The organism is Paenibacillus sp. P32E (genome assembly GCF_001909085.1).
GTDB lineage: Bacteria > Bacillota > Bacilli > Paenibacillales > Paenibacillaceae > Paenibacillus_AQ > Paenibacillus_AQ helianthi.
In genome coordinates this window covers 158,348-176,294 of record NZ_LVYY01000024.1, presented here as the reverse complement: position 1 = coordinate 176,294, position 17,947 = coordinate 158,348, and the positions used below count along the sequence as shown (strand labels likewise).

The window sequence follows — 17,947 nt, the reverse complement described above, 5'->3', positions numbered from 1 at the left end:
CCCGCCACATTCTGCTGCACAGAATACAATAGAATGGCCCAAAGCTGGTTCCAATCCGTTGCGATCCTGAGTGGCGAAAAAGCCCCTTACCGCCGAAATTTCGGCAGTAAGGGGCTTTCGCTATTCATCGTACGGCATTTCTGCGCAGGAATGGGAGACACTCGGCTCACATTAAAATGCGCCTACCTGATACGCCGGGCACATCTGGGCTCTGCCTTTTAAAATCCAGCTACTCTGCGGACTTACGCCCCGCCTTATGCGACGTCTCTTCCGCCAGTTCCACAAGTACGCTGTCCAGACGCAGCTTAAGCTCGGCGGCCAGCTCGACGACACCCTGATCGTTACGCACCGCCTGGGAATCTACCGCATATACACCGCCAAGAATATGGCGTGCGCCCAGCACGGACAACACCGGCTTCAGCGCATAATCAATGGTAAGGAGATGTGCCAGACTGCCGCCCATAAAGAGCGGAAGCAGGATTTTGCCGGCCAGGCCTTTTTCTGGAATCAGATCCAGGAAGGTCTTCAGGACGCCCGTATAGGATGCCTTATATACCGGGCTGACGACAATAACTGCATCGGCCTCAGCTACTAGACCGTTGGCTTTGACGATGGCTTCACTCTCGAATTTCGTATGGATCAGATCCTCTGCTGGGAGCTCAGCCACATTGATGCGTTCGACTTCAAATCCCTGTCCCCGTAAATCCGCTTCCGCATATTCAATAACCGCGGTAATCCGCGAGACCAGGGATGGTGTTCCGTTGATGATAACTATTTTGGCCACGTTCCCACCTCTTCCGTTCGTTATCCGTTATACGTTTCTGCCGCTTGTTCCAGTAAAAAACCTTCAAATTAGTAATAATCCTAGCAGAGTACAGGGATTATTGTCAAACGTAAACAGCCTCTTGCACCCGGTAAAATCCTGAGCTATAATAAGCGGCAATACTACATCCCGATCAGGCCAGTGACCGGCATCCAACCGTGAGGCGTCTGCGACCGGAGCAATGTTCTTGCTTCCTAAGTTTACCGGGTTTCGCCCGTTACCGCGAAGACCAAAGAGGGCCTTATCCTGCTGTGATTTCAGAGGATTCGGTCAACCTGGGTGGCACCGCGAGCTAACGCTCCTCGTCCCATGGATGAGGGCGTTTTTTGTATTTTTATAAGACAAAAAGGAGCGAAACGGCATGCTGGACATGAACTGGATCAGGGAGAATGAGGAACTCGTAAGAAACACGGCAACATGGAAAAAGGTAGACTTCCCGCTGGATGATCTGCTGAAGTGGGATGATACGCGGCGGGAGCTGCGGCGGGAAACCGAGCAGCAAAGAGCGGAACGCAATGCGCTGACCAAGGAGGTCGAGCGCCTGCTGCGCCAGGGAGATGCCGGAGCCGGAGAACATGCCAAGGCACAAGTGCGGGAGATTAACACCCGGCTCACGAAGCTTGAGGCGGATCTGGCAGAAGCAGAGCGGCGCTGGGGCGAATTGCTGCTGCTGGCACCAAATCCGGTATCGGAGGATACACCGGTCGGCGCGGATGACAGCGAGAATATGGAGCTGCGGCGGACCGGCAGGCTGCCGGATTTCGGCTTCGCACCGCGCGATCATGTGGAGCTCGGCGAGCTCCATGACATCATCGATATCCCGCGAGGGGTCAAAGCCGGAGGAGCGCGCAGCTATGTGCTTAAGGGAGCGGGACTCTACCTCCACCTAGCCGTGCAGCGGCTGGCACTGGATGTACTGGCAGAGCGGGGCTTCACCGTGATGGACGTCCCGGTCATCGTCCGGCCGGAGGCGCTGGAGCGGACCGGGTTTTTCCCTGGAGGGATGGACCAGACCTACGAGCTGAACGGAGAAAAGCGCTGGCTGGCCGGAACCTCGGAAGTGTCGCTCGTGTCGCTCTACAGCGATGAGATCATCGAGGCCGATACGCCGCTGCGGCTGGCCGGAATGTCGGCCTGCTTCCGCCGGGAGGTCGGTTCGGCGGGGCGTGATGTGCGCGGCCTGTACCGGGTGCACCAGTTCTCGAAGATTGAACAGGTCGTAATCTGCCGCAATGATCCGGCAGAATCGGAGCAGATGCTGCAGGAGATTCTGGGAAATGCCGAGCACATTCTGCAGCTGCTGGAGCTGCCCTACCGCGTAGTGGCTGTCTGCAGCGGCGATATGTCGCTGAAGACACACAAGCAGTATGACATCGAGACCTGGATGCCCAGCCGGAATGCCTATGGGGAGACCCATTCGGCATCCAACCTGCTGGATTTCCAGGCCCGCCGCTCGGGCATCCGCTTCCGTGACGAGAACGGACGCCTGCAGTACTGCCACACCCTGAACAATACCGCAGTCGCCACGCCGCGGATTCTGATCCCGCTGCTGGAGAACCACCAGCAGGAAGATGGTTCAATCTATATCCCGCAGGCGCTGCGCAAGTACATGAACGGGCAGGAAGTTCTTCACAGCTGACACAGAAATGACTTTCCATGTATTCTTGCAGGGAGCTATAAAACTATGAATCCGCTAATTCAGCCGTTGCTTTAGGTTGAACAGGAGGATTTCATAGTTTTTTTGTGCATTATGACAAAATTCCTTGTAAATTGATGTTTTCCATCCATTGTTTACTATATATTTACGATAGACAATCTCTCATTTAACGTACAAATGATAGATTGGGAGAAGGCGAAAATAATATCGTATCTAGAGAGGAGAAGATTGTAACAAATGAATATTTCCTCAAGGCGAAAACAATGGTGGTCGGCAGCGCTCTCATTCGTGCTGATTACCGGTATGGCCCTGCCCGCAGCATCAACAGCTTCAGCGGCAACAGATAATAGTGCTCCTGTGATCTCCCAGGTGTATGGCGGCGGAGGGAACTCCGGAGCCAAGTACAAGAATGACTTCATCGAGTTGTATAATCCTACAGATGCAGATATTGACTTGACCGGCTGGAAGGTGCGATATGCCTCTTCCTCTGGAAGCTTTAGTGAAGCTAAGCCCAATTTGTTCACCACACTTACCGGCAGCATCCCCGCAGGCGGATATTTTCTGATTCAGGAAGCGGCGGGCACCGGAGGCACGGACGATCTTCCGGCGCCAAACATCGTTACGGATAGCAACTCTGCTATAGCTATGGCCGGAGCAAATGGAAAGATTGAGCTGTTGAATGCATCCGGCACCCAGGTTGATATGGTTGGCTATGGCTCTGCTACTACCTTTGAAGGCACGGGGCCGACTCCACCTCTCTCCAACACCACCGCAGCTATCCGCTTGGAATCCACCCTGCTCCCTACCGGCAACCGCGGACTGGATACTAACCAGAATTCTGCCGACTTCACGGTTCAAGCACCGGATCCGCGCACCTCGGGTGTGGACAGCACCAAGGCTCCGGCCGTCACTGCTTCCCTCGCTTCCGGGCAGACGGTGCCCAAAGGCACCCAGCTCTCCCTTAGCACAAGCAGTGTAACCGCAAGCGTATACTACAGCGTCTATGCCAACGGCAGCACCAGTGCCCTGGCCGATTACGCTTTGTACAGCACTCCAATTCTTTTGCAGGACGACACCGTACTCATCAAAGCCTATTCTACAGAAGAAGGCAAAACCGACAGCGGCATCTCCCAATTCAGTTACACCACCAAAGAAGCGGTTAGCGGACTGACGATCCCCAAGATTCAGGGTACTGTCCAATCCTCCACTTATGCGGGGCAGCTGGTGAAAGGTGTACCGGGTATTGTTACTTACACCAGCGGCAGCACCTTCTACATTCAGACTGCAACACCGGACAGTGACCCCCGGACCTCCGAGGCGATCATGGTCTACCTCCCGGGAAACAAGGTAAAAGTAGCCGATTCTGTTCTCGTGGACGGATGGGTGAAGGAATATAAGGAAAGTGGCTATGCTGACGCTACGGACCTGCTGACTACCGAAATTGCGGCGACTCAGGCAACCGTGGTATCTGGAGCCAATCCTCTCCCTGCGGCTACGATTATCGGAACAGGCGGGCGGGCAATTCCCACTGCTATCATTTCTGTGGGATTGACTAAAGAGCTTGATCCTGCCAAATATGCCCTAGACTTCTACGAAAGTCTTGAAGGCATGCGGGTTCAGCTCAACACCCCGAAGATTATCGGGCCTTATGATTTTGAAATTCCGGTCACCGTGAACAACGGTACCAGCACTACAGAAGTCACTTCACCCTCAGGTGGTCTCGTTCTTACAGGGGCGGACTTCAATCCTCAACGTGTTCTGATCGCCGCCAAGCCGAGCCAGCCGGTTAGAACGGGACAGATCTTCAGCGGGAACATTACCGGTATTCTCGGTTATGACTATGGTAATTACAAAGTTCATCCGAATGCCCCGCTGCCGGCAGTAACTGCAGGCACTTCAGTTGAGCGGGAAACAACCTCATTCGAAGCCGGAGCCGATAAGCTGACGGTTGCCTCATTCAATGTGGAGAATTTCTCCAAATTGAGCGGTTCCGACAAAATCAACAATATTGCCAAAGACATCGTTACCAACCTGAACACGCCGGATATTGTCGGCCTTCTGGAGATTCAGGACAATGACGGCTCGGGCAACACCGGAACCGTGGATGCCACCGACAGCTATAATGCGCTGATTGATGCTATCAAGGTAAAGGGCGGCCCAACTTATGCTTTTACTGATATTACCCCGGTTAACAATATGGACGGCGGTGCGCCGGGCGCGAACATCCGGGCCGGATTTATTTACAACACCGCACGCGTCCAGCTTGCTCCGGGCAACAAAGGTGACGCTACAACAGCGGTAGCCTACACCAAGGACGGCGGGCTCAGCCTGAATCCGGGCCGGATTGATCCGACCAACTCCGCATTCGATAATTCCCGTAAACCGCTTGCGGCGGAATTTATGTTCAATAACCAAAAAGTAATGGTCATTGCGAATCACTTCAACTCCAAGACGGGAGACTCCGCATTGTACGGCAGTATCCAGCCACCCGTCAAACCAAGTGAAGCCCAACGGGCGAAAATTGCCACCGTTGTGAACGGCTTCGTATCTGATGTGCTGGCCAAGAACCCTGATGCGAATATCGTGGTGCTTGGCGATCTGAACGACTTCCAGTTCTCGAATACTTTGAAAATTCTGAAAGGCAGCGCATTAACCAACCTGATCGACACGCTGCCGCTGGGAGAGCGTTATTCTTACGTATACCAGGGCAATGCCCAGACGCTGGACCATATGCTGGTCAACAACAAGCTGGCCACAAGATCCACACTGGACATTGTGCACATCAATGCCGACTTCCAGGAGGAAGACGGACGTGTGAGCGACCATGATCCGCTGCTGACGCAAATTGATTTCGGCACCGACCATTTCAACCTGCGGGTACTGCATACCAACGATACCCACGGTCACCTGGAAAATATCACAAGACGCACCTCGGCGATCAGCAGTGAGCGGACAGGCAATTCCGTACTGCTGGATGCAGGCGATGTTTTCTCAGGAACCTTGTATTTCACCCAGTTCAAAGGACAGGCAGACATCCAGTTCATGAACAACATCGGCTATGATGCCATGACGTTCGGCAATCACGAGTTCGATCTGAACAAGGATCAGCCGGAGGTGCTGAAAGATTTCGTCACCGCCGCCAAGTTCCCGTTCACCAGCGCGAATATTGACTTTACCACCAAAGGAAGTGAGCTGGCGGGGCTGTATCACAATGCCATCGGCACACTGGAAACGGACGAGACCAAGAGCACCGCAAAAGACGGCAACATTTATCCTTCTGTCATCAAGGACGTCTACGGTGAAAAGGTCGGCATCTTCGGCCTGACCACTGAGGATACCATTGGACTAGCCTCGCCGGGAGATAAAATCAGCTTCAAGGATCACGTGGAAAGTGCCAAGAATACAGTAGCGATGCTGGAAGCAAAGGGCATTAACAAAATCATCGCCGTCACCCACCTGGGCTACACTGTAGATCAGGAATTGGCAAAAGCTGTTCCGGGCATTGACATCATTGTCGGCGGACACTCGCATACGAAGATCGATAATCCTCCTACGCCAATCGTCAATGTCGGCACCGGTAAAAATGTACTGATCGTACAGACCGGTGAATACAGCCAGTTCCTCGGTGAACTGAATGTGACGTTTGATAAAAAGGGTGACATCCTGACTTACAACGGCAAGCTGCTCGATGTGAATCTGTTCGGCGAAGACGCCACAGCCAAAGCGATGCTTGCTCCATATGATACCAAATTGACTGCTGTACGCAGCACAGTCGTCGGCAACTCTAGCGTTGATCTCTACACGAACCGCACCATCGACGGCAAATCCGTCCGTGTCGTGCGTCAGGAAGAAACTCCGATCGGTAATATGATTGCCGACAGTATTGCCGAAAAGGTCAGAGAGCTGATGCCAAGCTTCGTGTCGGCAAGCGACCTTGCTTCCATTAAGGGCGTTGTCGCTATTCAGAATGGGGGCGGAATCCGCGCAGCCATTGACAAAGGCGACGTTACGATGGGCGAGGTACTGACCACGCTGCCGTTCGGCAACAGTCTGGTCGCTCTCAAAGTGACGGGTGCTGAAATCATTTCCTCTCTGGAAAACTCGGTCAGCGGGCTGAGCTCCGATCAGGGCCGCTTCGCCCAGGTTTCCGGAATGAAATACACTTATGATTCTACGAAGAAACCGGAAATTGTAGATCCTTTGACTAACCAGGTTACCCAGGCCGGAGAGCGCATTGTGTCTGTTGAAATCCGGCAGACGAACGGCTCTTATCTGCCGATTGACCCGAAAGCTTACTATCTGCTGTCCACGAACTCGTTCATGGCAGGCGGCGGTGACTTCTACCGCGCACTGGCCGGGGCCAAGGCCGACGGACGTTATTATGAACTCGGGCTTCCGGATTTCGAAGTTCTTTTATCCTATTTGAAAAATCATAACCCAGTCACCATCGGCACCGAGGGACGGATTACGGATCTGAAGGGTACGACGCCTACGCCAACACCTGCGCCGACTCCGACCAATCCACCGGGAGGCGGCGGAACACCTGCTACACCAACACCAACGCCTAGTGCTACCACGGCGCCGCTGGCTTCACCGCAGGTGACAACGATCACCGCAGCAGATCTGACCAGCAAGCTTACAGCCCTGCCTGCTGGAACCAGTGAGCTGGTTATCCCGCTCACCGCTTCCAGCGGCGGAGCGCAGGCTGTTCTTCCGGGCAGCGTACTTGTTCAGCAGGCAGCTTCGAATCCTGCTACCGTCCTTACGTTCACCATCCCTGGCGGAGCTTCCTACTCGCTTCCGCTCCGTGTACTGAACGGAACTGCACTGACAGCTGAGCTGGGCACCAGCGACTTCACAGTCACTGTATCCCTGCTGCAGGCAAGTGCTTCAACACTAAGCAGTCTTAACCTGGCCGTTACGGCGCAGGGCGGATCACTAAGTCTGGCTGCACCGGTCATCGAATTTACAGTTACAGCGCAGGCTGGAAGCAAAAGCGTTCCGCTGAACAGCTTCGGCAGCACATATGTGAAACGGACGCTTACTGCACCTTCTGTGCTGAACTCCATGAATTCGACTGCAGTATCCTTTGATCCAGCCACCGGCAAGCTGACTTTTGTACCTTCAGTCTTTGCCGGTAAGCCTGACGGAACCACCGAGGTTACGATCAAACGCAACAGCAACAGCTTCTACACAGTTGTGAAATCGAGTAAAACGTTCGGAGATATTACCGGACACTGGGCCAAATCATCCATTGATCTGCTGGCCTCCAAGCTGATCATTACCGGCACGAGCGCTACCACATTCCAGCCTTCGCAGATGGTAAGCCGCGCAGAATTTGCGGCGCTGATTACCCGCTCCCTCGGCCTTGCCACCATGAGCAGCGGAGCCACCTTCAGTGATGTGGGAGCAAATACCTGGTATACGGATGCTGTTAAGACAGCCGCTGCCGCGGGGCTCATTACGGGCTATACCGACGGAAGCTTCAAGCCCAACAGCCCGATTACCCGCCAGGAGATGGCCACCATTCTGTCCAAAGCCATGAAATACACGGGCAAATCACTGAATGCCGATCCTGCAGCACTGGCTAAATTCAGCGATGCCTCCGGACTTCCGGCCTGGTCCCGGGCGGCCGTAGCCGAAATTGCCGCTGAAGGCATCATTCAGGGCAGACCGGACGGCTCGTTCGCACCGCAGGTGCTGGCTACCCGTGCAGAAGCCGCAACGATGCTGGAGAAGACCTTGAAGTCGCTTCAGTTCATCAACTAAAGCTACAAAGAGCCAAGTCCCTGCAAGGAGGGCAGACAGCTCAGTCTAACTGAAAGAGACGGTTCCCTTTAAGCGCTGATGCGCTTCAAGGGGCCGTCTCTTTTTGGCATACAGATTGTTGTCACACCCTCTATTTCAGTGGCACTGTAACCTCGAACTCCGGAATATATTCCTTGTCCATGTTTCCTTTAGGATCAATACTCAGAATCTTGTAAGTTCGAATGGTGATATATTGGGAGGGCTGCTTGAGTGGCTCCAGCATCGTATCTGTGGTCAAAACATTTCCGTCCGTAGCGTTGAATCCCATACTTCCGTTCACCGCCTTCACCAGGTTACCTGAGTCATCGACCATTTCAAAGCCCATAAGAGGCAGCTTTCCTCTGATCTTCTGTCGCTCTGGAACCTCGATCCGAGTCGTGATTAGGCTGGTAATCGGCGTGAGTTCAACCTTATCCAGGGTAAAGATCATTCCGTCATGCTGACGGACAATCGGGTCTGCGATCTGGTTATTCACGGTTTTCTTTTCAACCGGAAGGGTGATCCGGTAAGGCTCCGAAACCCCGTCCACGGTGACCGACAGCAGAAGTTCGAACTGATCGGGTAAAGATCGCCCGCCCCGGCCGCGGATATCAGAGAATTGAATGATCCTTGAACCTTCATCCTTCCCCTTCAAACTAAAAATGCCGGGAGCACTTCCGCCGCCTTGCAGTCCATATGCGAGCAGATCTTCACCATTAATCGACAGCTTGATATCACTCATAAGGTCGCCAAGCTCCCGCTTCAGGAACCTCTCCTCTGTCGTTTGACGCTCAAGTCCAATGGAGACCCGGACTCCGTCGAACAATACCTCAGGCACATTCAGCGTCAGCCCGTCATGGGTATCGCTGCGGTTCGGCGTGAACACCAGCCCTTGATCATCTGCCGTCCTAAGTCCCAGATCACCTGCCAGCTTGAAGATGGAGTTCAGCACCGGAATCTGCCGGATCGAAGCTGCGAGCGTAGGCGGGATAAAGGCCATACCTATAAATGACCCGCACAGCAGCAGGACTGCAGCTACACCAACAGCGGTTCTTCCTCTTCTGGTTCTGCCATTTTTCACAGCAGGAGCTGTCTGGTCCGTTCGATTCCTCGCTGCATAGCGCTGCATAGTCCGGTCCACCAAGTCCACATCTGCCGGGGTATCCCGGATCATTCTCCCTAGATGCTTAAGCTTGTCATCCCCTATTCTTGAACGGTTCTCCAATTTGTGTCCCTCCATTTGCTGTGTGCCGGCCCAGCTTTTTGCGTAGCCGCTCGTATTTCTTGCGCACCGTGGCCGGACTCATCTCCATCACCGCACCGATCTCATTAAAGCTATAATCCTCAAGCGCACGCAACAGCAAAATCTGCCGTTCGCCCATGTTCAACCGCTCCAGCAGCTCATGAACCTGTTCGGTATACCCTAGACTGGCCGGAGCCTCCTCCGTCTGCAGCTGCTGCTTTTTGTACATGGCTAGAAGGCGGAAGCCCTTGCTTCTCCTTTTCATGAGATCCATGCAATGATTCCAGGCAATCCTGTACAGCCAAGCTGTAAAAGATACCTTCTGCACATATCCGCCAATGTTCTCCAGCCCCTTGATAAAGACATCTTGCGCGGCGTCCTCCGCCTCTTGCCGACTGCCGAGCAGATAATAGCAGTACAGATATATGGGTCTTTGAAACTGCCGGATGATCTCCGTGTAAGCCTCCACCTCTCCCTGCTGCACCTGCTCTACAATCGCATGGAGTTCCGTCCCGGTATTCCTGTTGGAGGCTGTCCTATCCACAAGTCCCCCTCCTTTCTGCATGTATAACTGAAAAGCAGTGTGTTTTGTGACAACAGGCTGTAATTTTTTTTGGATGCGTTGTTCGAGATTGTTGATATCAGAATTAAGTTCGTTTATAATAAAACAAATAATAAGTTCTATATTTATAGAACTAATATAAGACGAGTTATGATCCACACAACTCAGCTGCTACTTAATCGTCTATACGGCGGAATTCACAAGGGATCGAGGCACACACATGGATTATACGGTAGAAGTCGATTTTGCCCCAATGTATGAATGCTTTACCAGTCTGACTGCTTTTCTCTACAAGCAGAATCATAACGCTCTGGAGTCCGGAAAGGTCTGGGTCAAGGAGGTTCAGAAGAGGTTCACCGCCGCTCAGTTGCAGAACATGCAGGAATTCTCCAAGGAAAATGCAGATTTCACGCTCACTCCTTATATCTGGAGCTGTCCCGGAGACCGTTCGGTGGACGGCTTTCTGAATTGGTTCGATGGCCTGTCTCCGGGAGAACTGTTCGAGACCGCTGCACGCTTCGGATCCACGGTGTCGTCCAATCTTGCCGGACTACGCAGCCGTACCTCCGATATTCTGAGGGAATGGAATGAACGGTATTTTGGCGGAATTGATCCCGCTATTCTTAAAGGGTTGAGCCGGGAGGCGGAATCCAGACGGGCCGAACTGAGCGGCACCAATGCCATGGAGGTCTACGAACGGGCGACGCAGGGGATGCGGCTGTATCCCGGGGAGAGCCTGAAGCAGATTATTTTGATTCCGCACTACCACGCCCGTCCATTGGTCACTACTTCTTTATATGATGAATTTGTATTTACCAGCTATGCCTATGATGCGCTGCCTCCGGAGGAGGGACGGCCCGCTCCCGCACTGCTGCGGCTGACCCGGGCGCTGTCGGATGAGACACGGCTCTTCATTCTCCGTCTGCTTGCGGGGAAGCAGCTCAGTTTCACGGAAATCGTCCGGCAGGTTGGCCTGTCCAAAAGCACGATTCACTATCATCTCATCGCGCTGCGCTCGGCTGGACTGGTCATTGTCCATTCCACTGGCAAAAGTACGTCCTACAGCCTGCGCCTGGATGCGCTGAATGATCTGCCCAAGCGGATTGCCGATTATTTGGAGTAGTTGGCGGCTAACCAGAAAAAGGAGCGAATCCCCTATGCTGAAACGCAGCTACTACGGTCTGCTGTCTACGATTTCTTTGAGCGCTTTCGGCGATGCCTTTGGCCTGTTGGCGATGGAATGGCTGGTCTATGACCTGACCGGCTCCAAGCTGGCCATGGGCGCGCTGGCGCTAAGCTCCGGCATCCCGGAGCTGCTGCTGCGCCTCCTCGGCTCCCCGCTGGCCGACCGGCTGCACCGCGTGCGCTTCATGGCCTGCCTGGCCGCGATCCGGCTGCTGGCCATCGCCCTTCCGCTGGGCATGGGCCTCGCCGGCCAGCTCCAGCTCTGGCATTTATTCGCCGCAGCCGGACTTAGCGGCGCCTGCGCCGCGCTGTTCATGCCCACGGCGATGGCTGTAATTCCCGGCGTCGCGGACAGCCGGAAGCTCGTGCGCGCCTTCGCCGTCATCGAAGGCTGCAAAGGGGCGGCCGCGCTGCTCGGACCTGCGCTGGCTGGCGCGCTGACCGCCGCCAGCGGGGCGCTCCCGGCACTGGGCATTAATATGCTCTGCTACATTGCCGCTATCGCCACTCTACTCTGCCTGCCGAAGCTGCCCAAGCCAGCCAAGCCAGATGCTGCTTCAGGGGGCTTCTCCCTTTCCTTATACCTGCGTGAAATGGCTGAAGGCTTCACCTTTTACAAGCAGTTCCCGGCCATGTTCACCATCATGCTTATGGCTTCGGTCAGCAATCTGAGCTCCATCGCGGTCTGGACGATGATGGTTCCGTATGTACGCGAGGTCCTCCACCGCGATGCAGCAGCGATGGGCACACTTACCACAGCTTTCGCACTCGGAACACTGGCCGGCCTTGGTGTGATCTCCCTGCTGGGTGAGATTACACAGAGGCGTCTAGTGATGCTTGGCAGTCTCGGCACGATCGGAATCATTACATCCATATGGGGGCTGATTCCCAGCTTTCCGTTTGCGCTTGCTGCCGTATTTGTATCCGGCCTCCTGGCCCCCTTCTTCAGCTCGCTAAGCTCCTCCCTGCATGGACGCCTCGTTCCCGAAAATCTTCAGGGGAGGGTGAATTCCATCCGCTTTCTGATCGGCGGCAGCCTGACGCCTTTTGGCGCTTTTGCCGGCGGGGCCATTGCTGAGGCCTATGGTGTGCCAGCCTTATTCATCGCTGCCGGACTGCTGCCGGCGTTATGTGCCGGAGCCGCCCTTCTGCTCCCCGGCCTGCGGATGCTCGACGGCGACCTGTCCGCGCTTGAAGCCAGACAACGGCAGGGCCGCAGAGGTGGCCCACACCAAACAGGCGATGTCCATAACACTGGAGCATCGCCTGCAGGTTGATTTTTTTCCCAACCAACATTCTATACAAGACTAATGAGGGCTAATCAAATAGTTCATCTTCTACGCTATTCACATAATGGCTTGTATCCCCGTGCAGCAGGATCTCCGCCTGTCCGTCCGTAAAATCGATCCGGCACAGACAGGTCGGATAAATATATGGCAGGTCCCACAGCTTCTCCATGGCTCTCTCTTCAAAATAAGCCATCAATACTTTAATCACTACGGTATGGGTAACAATCAGGATGCGCTGCCCGTCATGTGCCGTCACAATATCCTGCAGCTTCTCCAGCGCCCGCTTCTGTACCCCGGCAAAGGTCTCGCTGCCTTCCACACTGAATTTCTCCGGGTCCTTCCAAAAATGATGATGCTGCTCCGGGTCCCCGGCCTCAATCTCGGCGGAATCTCGTCCTTCCCATAACCCCATACCAATTACTATGAATTCATCGCAAGCGATCAGCGGGATGCTCCGCTCCCCCCGGACGATCTCTGCTGTCCGCAGTGCCCTGGGGCTTGAACTGGAGTAAATCATATCTAGCGGTTCCTGCTGGAGCCCGCGGTTCAGCCACTCTGCCTGCTGTACGCCAAGCGGTGTAAGCGCCGAATCGCGATGCCCCTGCATCCGGTTCTGGACATTCCACTCCGTCTGCCCGTGCCGGGTTAAATATACGGTTGTTGTTTTCAAGAAGATCCTCCCCTTTATGTAAAATGAACTTATTTTCGGCTATACCCGCTTGTGCTCCAGCCATTTCACCGCATAGTCTACGAGCTCGTGCTGCGGGATGAGCTGGGCTGCCGCTGCGGCAACCTTTCCATAAGTAATCTGTCCCGTCTCTTGTCCAAACTCCTCACCAATAGCGGCAAAATCCTCCGAATTCCAGTTATAATCCCTGTACTCCACCCATTGTCTGGCCCCGTTGACCAGCATGGGCGCTCCCGCAGTGACCTCCTGCTTCCCGGCATACTCAGCCCGGTATTCGGCCAGGTGCAGTGAAGTATTATTGTAGCTGTCCACGCCAAGCAGCAGTACGCTTCCCTTCAGATCATAGATCCGGGCCAGAGGCGATTGTTCACCAAAAGCAGCGTCCAGCGCATGCCCATCGAGAATCTCATCCCTGTGCCTGCCCCAGGCAGCAAAAGAATGGACCGGATGGCTGCTGCGCCGAACCCCCTTTTGCTTACGGAAGGTTTCGGGAATTACGCCCATTCCCCGCAGCAGTGTAAGATCCGGGTCATAGGCCGGCATTTGTTCCCGGATGCTCTGCCACCACGCCTCCGGCACCGGCGGATTGCTCCAGCCTGATGGATCGGTCAGATCGGAGGAGTGGGTCGGCATCACCAAAGTCCCCCCTTCTCCAAGCACCTGCTCCAGCGCCAGAATAACGGCAACCGGCCCGCCTGCCACCCATTGTCCCAGCGATTTAAAGGAGGAATGCAGCAGCAGCGTCATCCCTTCACGCACCCCAAGCTTCCGAAAGTCGGATGCCAGTGTCTCCACTGTAATGAGTTCCCCTCGTATTTCTTCCATTCGAACACTCCCCTACAACTCTCATTCGACGGACCCGGGCAGAACTGTGCCATTTTCAGCAGCCCGTATGCTTAGCACAGCAACCCCCCGTATATCCGAAGACAACTTACGTGGCCTTGAAGAAAATTTTCAATCCATCTGCCCATCCTCGTACTGGGTTCCATGATCATTAGTTGGAATTCCTCCTACTAATTATTCTCATAACAACCCCTATCCATGTTTAGTTGGAATTAGTGCACTTGAATTTTCCGTAATCGTTAGAATACATCCAAATATGCCTATAGCTAAAATTCAAGTTCCCTTTTTCCACCTAAATCGAAAAAAGAGCACAAAACCACCTAAATTAGTTAAACAATTTCCAACTAACAAAAAGAGCAGCGCCCCTGCCTCTCCGCCTTCTTACGATTCCTTATCCCCCAGACGCCCGGAATACCGCTCCAGCAGAAGCTTAGCGCGGTATTCGCCTGGCGAGATGCCCTCCAGCTCCTTGAACACACGGGCGAACTGCTTGCTGTTCTCGAAGCCGACGGCTTCGGAGACACCGGCCAGCTTGATGCGGTTCTCAGAGAGCAGCGCCTTGGCATGGCGGATCCGGACTCTTTTGAGATACAGCACAAAGCTCTCTCCGGTATAGGCCTTGAAGGCCTCACTGAAATAAGAATAGTTAAGCGACACATGGTTGCTCACCATCGCCATATTCAGCGGGCGGGCATAATTCGCTTCAATATAGGCGAGTGCCTCCTCCATGTCGGCATGCTCCGTATGGGCAGACTTAATTCCTATGATATAATCGTTCACCGTAATGAGCAAATGTTCCAGTGTCCGGTAATAGTCGTGAAAATGGCGGAAATTATACAGATTGCCCACCGTACGGTACAGCTTGAGCACTTCAACGGAGGCCTCCCCGTGCAGCCGGAATACCTCATCAAGCACCCGTTCGTTCATACTGCGGCCCACCTGTTCCAGATACGCCAGATCCAGATGCTGCAAATGATCCAGTTGAAAAATCGCCCCCAGCAGGCTTCTGATTTCCTTCTCACGGTCCGTGCCGAGCATGTTCAGCAGCTTGCGCAGCTCCTCCTCCGGCGATGGAAAACGCAGCCGTCCTTCGCGCAGATCTGCGTAATCTATGAAGCTGGCCTGCGGTGGCAGGAACGTATACTGCAGCGCGCGGCAAGCTTCTTTGTACGCGGTGCGGAAGTCTGCCGGATTCCGGGTTTCACCGCTGATACCGATGAGCAGACCCGTCAGTTCTCTTGCCTCTGCCTGCCGGGCCAGCTCCAGGAATGCCTCCTTGCCGGCTCCGATCAGGACCAGCTTCCCTTCCCAATCCGTCAGAATTTCAGCAAACGGCCCGGCCAGCGGTCCGCCCATCCGTTCAATCAGTCCCTGAACTTCGTCCGGTTTCATCCGGGCCCCGTCTTTGTAATAGAAATTCAGCACGCCCACTGTAAAAGGAACAGGCAGCTGTTCCAGCTCCTGCTGCTGCTCGGGTGACGGCTCCACAGGCTCCTGCATGAGCAGTCCGCGCAAGCGGGCAGTACGCAGCTCCTGGCGGTAGCCCTCCGTCTCCTGTGCAAGTCTGCGGGAATTGGACTCCTGCTCCAGCCACTCTCTGCTGATCTGCTCCAGAATCCCGAACAGCTCCTCGCGTCTTATCGGCTTCAGCAGGTAGTCCTTGACGCGGTAGCGGATCGCACTTTTGGCATATTCGAAATCATCGTAGCCACTCAGAATCACGACCGCAGGTCCTTCACGGCCAGGCTCCGCCTCAGCGGACAGCCGCTCCAGCAAAGTAATCCCATCCATCACCGGCATGCGGATATCGGTAATAATAATATCCCTGCGCTCCTGCTGATACAGTGCCAGCGCTTCTGCACCGTTCCCCGCGAGCGCGATGCTGTAACAGGACGGGTATTCCCGCTCAATCATGGCCTGCAGACCCTGGCGGATCATCTTTTCATCATCTATAATCAGCAGCTTCTTCATATCTGTCTATCCCCCGTCAAAAGAACTTTAGGCAGCGTCATGAACACCGTCGTCCATTCCCCCGCTTGACTCTTCACTTCCAGCCCGTAGGCTTCCCCGTAGAACAGCTGCAGCCGCTGGTGCACATTCCGCAGTCCTATGCCGCCGCCTCTGTAACCGCCTGCTGCGGACCCGGAAGCAGCCATACCCGGCTCCTCCTTGGCATAAATCGAGGTATGCAGCTCCGTCAACCGCTCCGGAGACAGCCCAAACCCGTTATCGCGGATCGCAATGAGGATTTCCCCGTCCGCCTCTGAAATCTGGATACGGATGGAACGGTCTTGAAGCTCCTCCGCTCCGGCTGACCAGGCATGCTTCACGCTGTTCTCCACGATCGGCTGCAGGGACATCTTCAGCACCTCCAGCTCCAGATAGGAGGGTGCAATCGAAAGCTCCAGCGTGATGGGATGCTCAAACCGGATATTCATCACTTCGATGTAATTCTCGATATGACGGATTTCATCCCGCAGCTTCACATATTCACCGGACCATTTGAAATTGTAGCGCATCATGCCGCCGAGCGAGGTCAGAGCATCGGAGATGCCCCGCTGATTCTCAATCTCTGCCAGCATTTTAATATTTTCCAGCGTATTGTAGAGAAAATGGGCATCGATCTGGTTATGCAGGGTCCGCAGCTCCGCTTCTTTGGAGAGCGCCTCCTTGTTCACGGCCTGGGCAACCAGTGTATTGATTGTATTCATCAGCTTGGAGAAATGATGCGCCAGTTCCCCGACCTCCCCGCCTCCACGGATGCTGATGCCCGTGTACGCCTCCCCTCTGCGCACCCGTTTCATCGTCTCCGTCAAGCGGCGCAGATTCTTCAGAATAAAGGCATTCAGCACGTAGGCAATAGCCGTAACCAGAACAATAAAACCAATATTGAGCCCGATAATCAGATTCCGGGTATGCGAAATATCCTTCATGACATTCTCCATCGACACTACATTCAGCAATGAAGCGCCAATCTGCGTAAGCGGGGTGTGAACCAGCAGAAAGGAGTTACCGTTCTCCTTGTAGTGGACATCCCACTCCCCGGTTTCCGCATACTGCCGCAAGCGTTCGGTAATCGCTATGTTCAGCTTTGGGTTATCCTCCTCAAAAGAGTTGTCCGCCCGCGTAAACAGCTGCAGCCCATCCCCCGTGATGAACATCTGCGACTGGTTGTCGCGCACATCGGTATAGGTTTTCGGCGTGAAGCGGCTGAGCAGCATATCCACCTGAATCATGCCGACATGATGGCCGGCCGGAATACTGATCTCCCTCAGCAAAGAAACCTTGGGCTGTCCCTCCGGTGCCTGGCCTGTATAGCGCTGCATGGGATCCGGATCATTCTTCTGAAAAGACCATAGCTCCTGCCCCTGCAGCTTCAATGCTTGCTGATACCATGGCTCCATGGACACCCGTTCCTCCCGAAAAATAATCGGCCAGATCTCGTGCACCTCCTTGCTCCGCGAATACAGCCGCAGATGCTCAATATTGGGATTATTGAATTGAATCCGGTTCAAATTCACAAAAGTGGTCGTATTGAAATCAATCAGTTCTCCGAGTGAAGGATCGCTCTCATTGAGCAGATAATTCCGGATCACCTTATCGGAATAAGCCATCTGTGCGGCCCGTTCCATGGCTTCGATCTGATTGAGGATATGCGTCTTTTCCATTTGTAGCAAATAGCTGTTTTTGTCCACAGCATCGCGGACATACGTATTATTGATTGCTCTATAGGAATAGAAGGACACCAGCAGGCAGGGACCCAGAATAATAAAAATATAGGCCGCCACCAGCCGGCTTTGCAGCGATCTTCGTCCCCACCAATAGCTGAAGGAGCTCCATAATGCCCCGGTTCGTTTGTGCATGTTCACC

The 17,947-nt window shown here is 54.2% G+C and carries 11 protein-coding genes; 4 read left to right on the top strand and 7 right to left on the bottom strand.

Going from position 1 to position 17,947, the window contains the following annotated elements:
- Positions 1–229 precede the first annotated feature (229 nt).
- Positions 230–784, bottom strand: a complete 555-nt coding sequence (gene ssuE, locus A3848_RS20565; protein WP_074086717.1) for an NADPH-dependent FMN reductase — start codon at positions 782–784, stop codon at positions 230–232.
- Positions 785–1,184: 400 nt separating this feature from the next.
- Between ssuE and serS the strand changes: the two genes are divergently transcribed.
- Positions 1,185–2,462 (top strand): serine--tRNA ligase, encoded by a 1,278-nt coding sequence (serS, locus tag A3848_RS20560; protein WP_074086716.1) that lies wholly within the window; start codon positions 1,185–1,187, stop codon positions 2,460–2,462.
- Between the two features lie 255 nt (positions 2,463–2,717).
- Positions 2,718–8,249, top strand: a complete 5,532-nt coding sequence (locus A3848_RS20555; protein ID WP_074086715.1) for an S-layer homology domain-containing protein — start codon at positions 2,718–2,720, stop codon at positions 8,247–8,249.
- 130 nt (positions 8,250–8,379) lie between these two features.
- Here A3848_RS20555 and A3848_RS20550 read toward each other — a convergent pair whose 3' ends face one another.
- A complete protein-coding gene (locus A3848_RS20550; protein WP_083612261.1) occupies positions 8,380–9,492 on the bottom strand; it encodes a DUF4179 domain-containing protein in 1,113 nt (370 codons plus the stop codon).
- A complete protein-coding gene (locus tag A3848_RS20545; protein WP_256702495.1) occupies positions 9,464–10,054 on the bottom strand; it encodes an RNA polymerase sigma factor in 591 nt (196 codons plus the stop codon). The genes A3848_RS20550 and A3848_RS20545 overlap by 29 nt, the downstream gene beginning before the upstream one ends.
- Before the next feature lie 238 nt (positions 10,055–10,292).
- On the opposite strand from A3848_RS20545, the gene A3848_RS20540 reads away from it, so the two are divergent.
- Both A3848_RS20540 and A3848_RS20535 read left to right on the top strand, forming a co-directional pair.
- Positions 10,293–11,195 carry an ArsR/SmtB family transcription factor gene (locus A3848_RS20540; protein ID WP_074086713.1) on the top strand — a complete coding sequence of 301 codons (903 nt, stop codon included), beginning with the start codon at positions 10,293–10,295 and terminating at the stop codon, positions 11,193–11,195.
- Between the two features lie 34 nt (positions 11,196–11,229).
- Positions 11,230–12,534: an MFS transporter gene (locus tag A3848_RS20535; RefSeq protein WP_178382048.1), complete on the top strand. Its 1,305-nt coding sequence runs from the start codon at positions 11,230–11,232 to the stop codon at positions 12,532–12,534.
- A gap of 40 nt (positions 12,535–12,574) precedes the next feature.
- Here A3848_RS20535 and A3848_RS20530 read toward each other — a convergent pair whose 3' ends face one another.
- The 4 genes from A3848_RS20530 to A3848_RS20515 all read right to left on the bottom strand — a co-directional run bounded on the left by A3848_RS20530 (position 12,575) and on the right by A3848_RS20515 (position 17,940).
- The gene (locus A3848_RS20530; protein ID WP_074086711.1) at positions 12,575–13,216 is read right to left on the bottom strand and encodes a histidine phosphatase family protein; all 642 of its coding nucleotides are present in this window, start codon (positions 13,214–13,216) and stop codon (positions 12,575–12,577) included.
- Positions 13,217–13,255: 39 nt separating this feature from the next.
- Positions 13,256–14,059: an AAC(3) family N-acetyltransferase gene (locus A3848_RS20525; protein ID WP_074086710.1), complete on the bottom strand. Its 804-nt coding sequence runs from the start codon at positions 14,057–14,059 to the stop codon at positions 13,256–13,258.
- 399 nt (positions 14,060–14,458) lie between these two features.
- Positions 14,459–16,048, bottom strand: coding sequence for a response regulator (locus A3848_RS20520; protein WP_074086709.1), 1,590 nt, complete (start codon positions 16,046–16,048; stop codon positions 14,459–14,461).
- Positions 16,045–17,940, bottom strand: coding sequence for a sensor histidine kinase (locus A3848_RS20515; protein WP_074086708.1), 1,896 nt, complete (start codon positions 17,938–17,940; stop codon positions 16,045–16,047). The genes A3848_RS20520 and A3848_RS20515 overlap by 4 nt, the downstream gene beginning before the upstream one ends.
- Positions 17,941–17,947 lie beyond the last annotated feature (7 nt).

Bases quoted from the DNA above. Each gene is read 5' to 3' on its own strand.
- A3848_RS20540 (WP_074086713.1), top strand. From the start codon at position 10,293: ATGGATTATACGGTAGAAGTCGATTTTGCCCCAATGTATGAATGCTTT.
- A3848_RS20515 (WP_074086708.1), bottom strand. From the start codon at position 17,940: ATGCACAAACGAACCGGGGCATTATGGAGCTCCTTCAGCTATTGGTGG.
- A3848_RS20525 (WP_074086710.1), bottom strand. From the start codon at position 14,059: ATGGAAGAAATACGAGGGGAACTCATTACAGTGGAGACACTGGCATCC.
- A3848_RS20520 (WP_074086709.1), bottom strand. From the start codon at position 16,048: ATGAAGAAGCTGCTGATTATAGATGATGAAAAGATGATCCGCCAGGGT.
- A3848_RS20535 (WP_178382048.1), top strand. From the start codon at position 11,230: ATGCTGAAACGCAGCTACTACGGTCTGCTGTCTACGATTTCTTTGAGC.
- serS (WP_074086716.1), top strand. From the start codon at position 1,185: ATGCTGGACATGAACTGGATCAGGGAGAATGAGGAACTCGTAAGAAAC.
- A3848_RS20555 (WP_074086715.1), top strand. From the start codon at position 2,718: ATGAATATTTCCTCAAGGCGAAAACAATGGTGGTCGGCAGCGCTCTCA.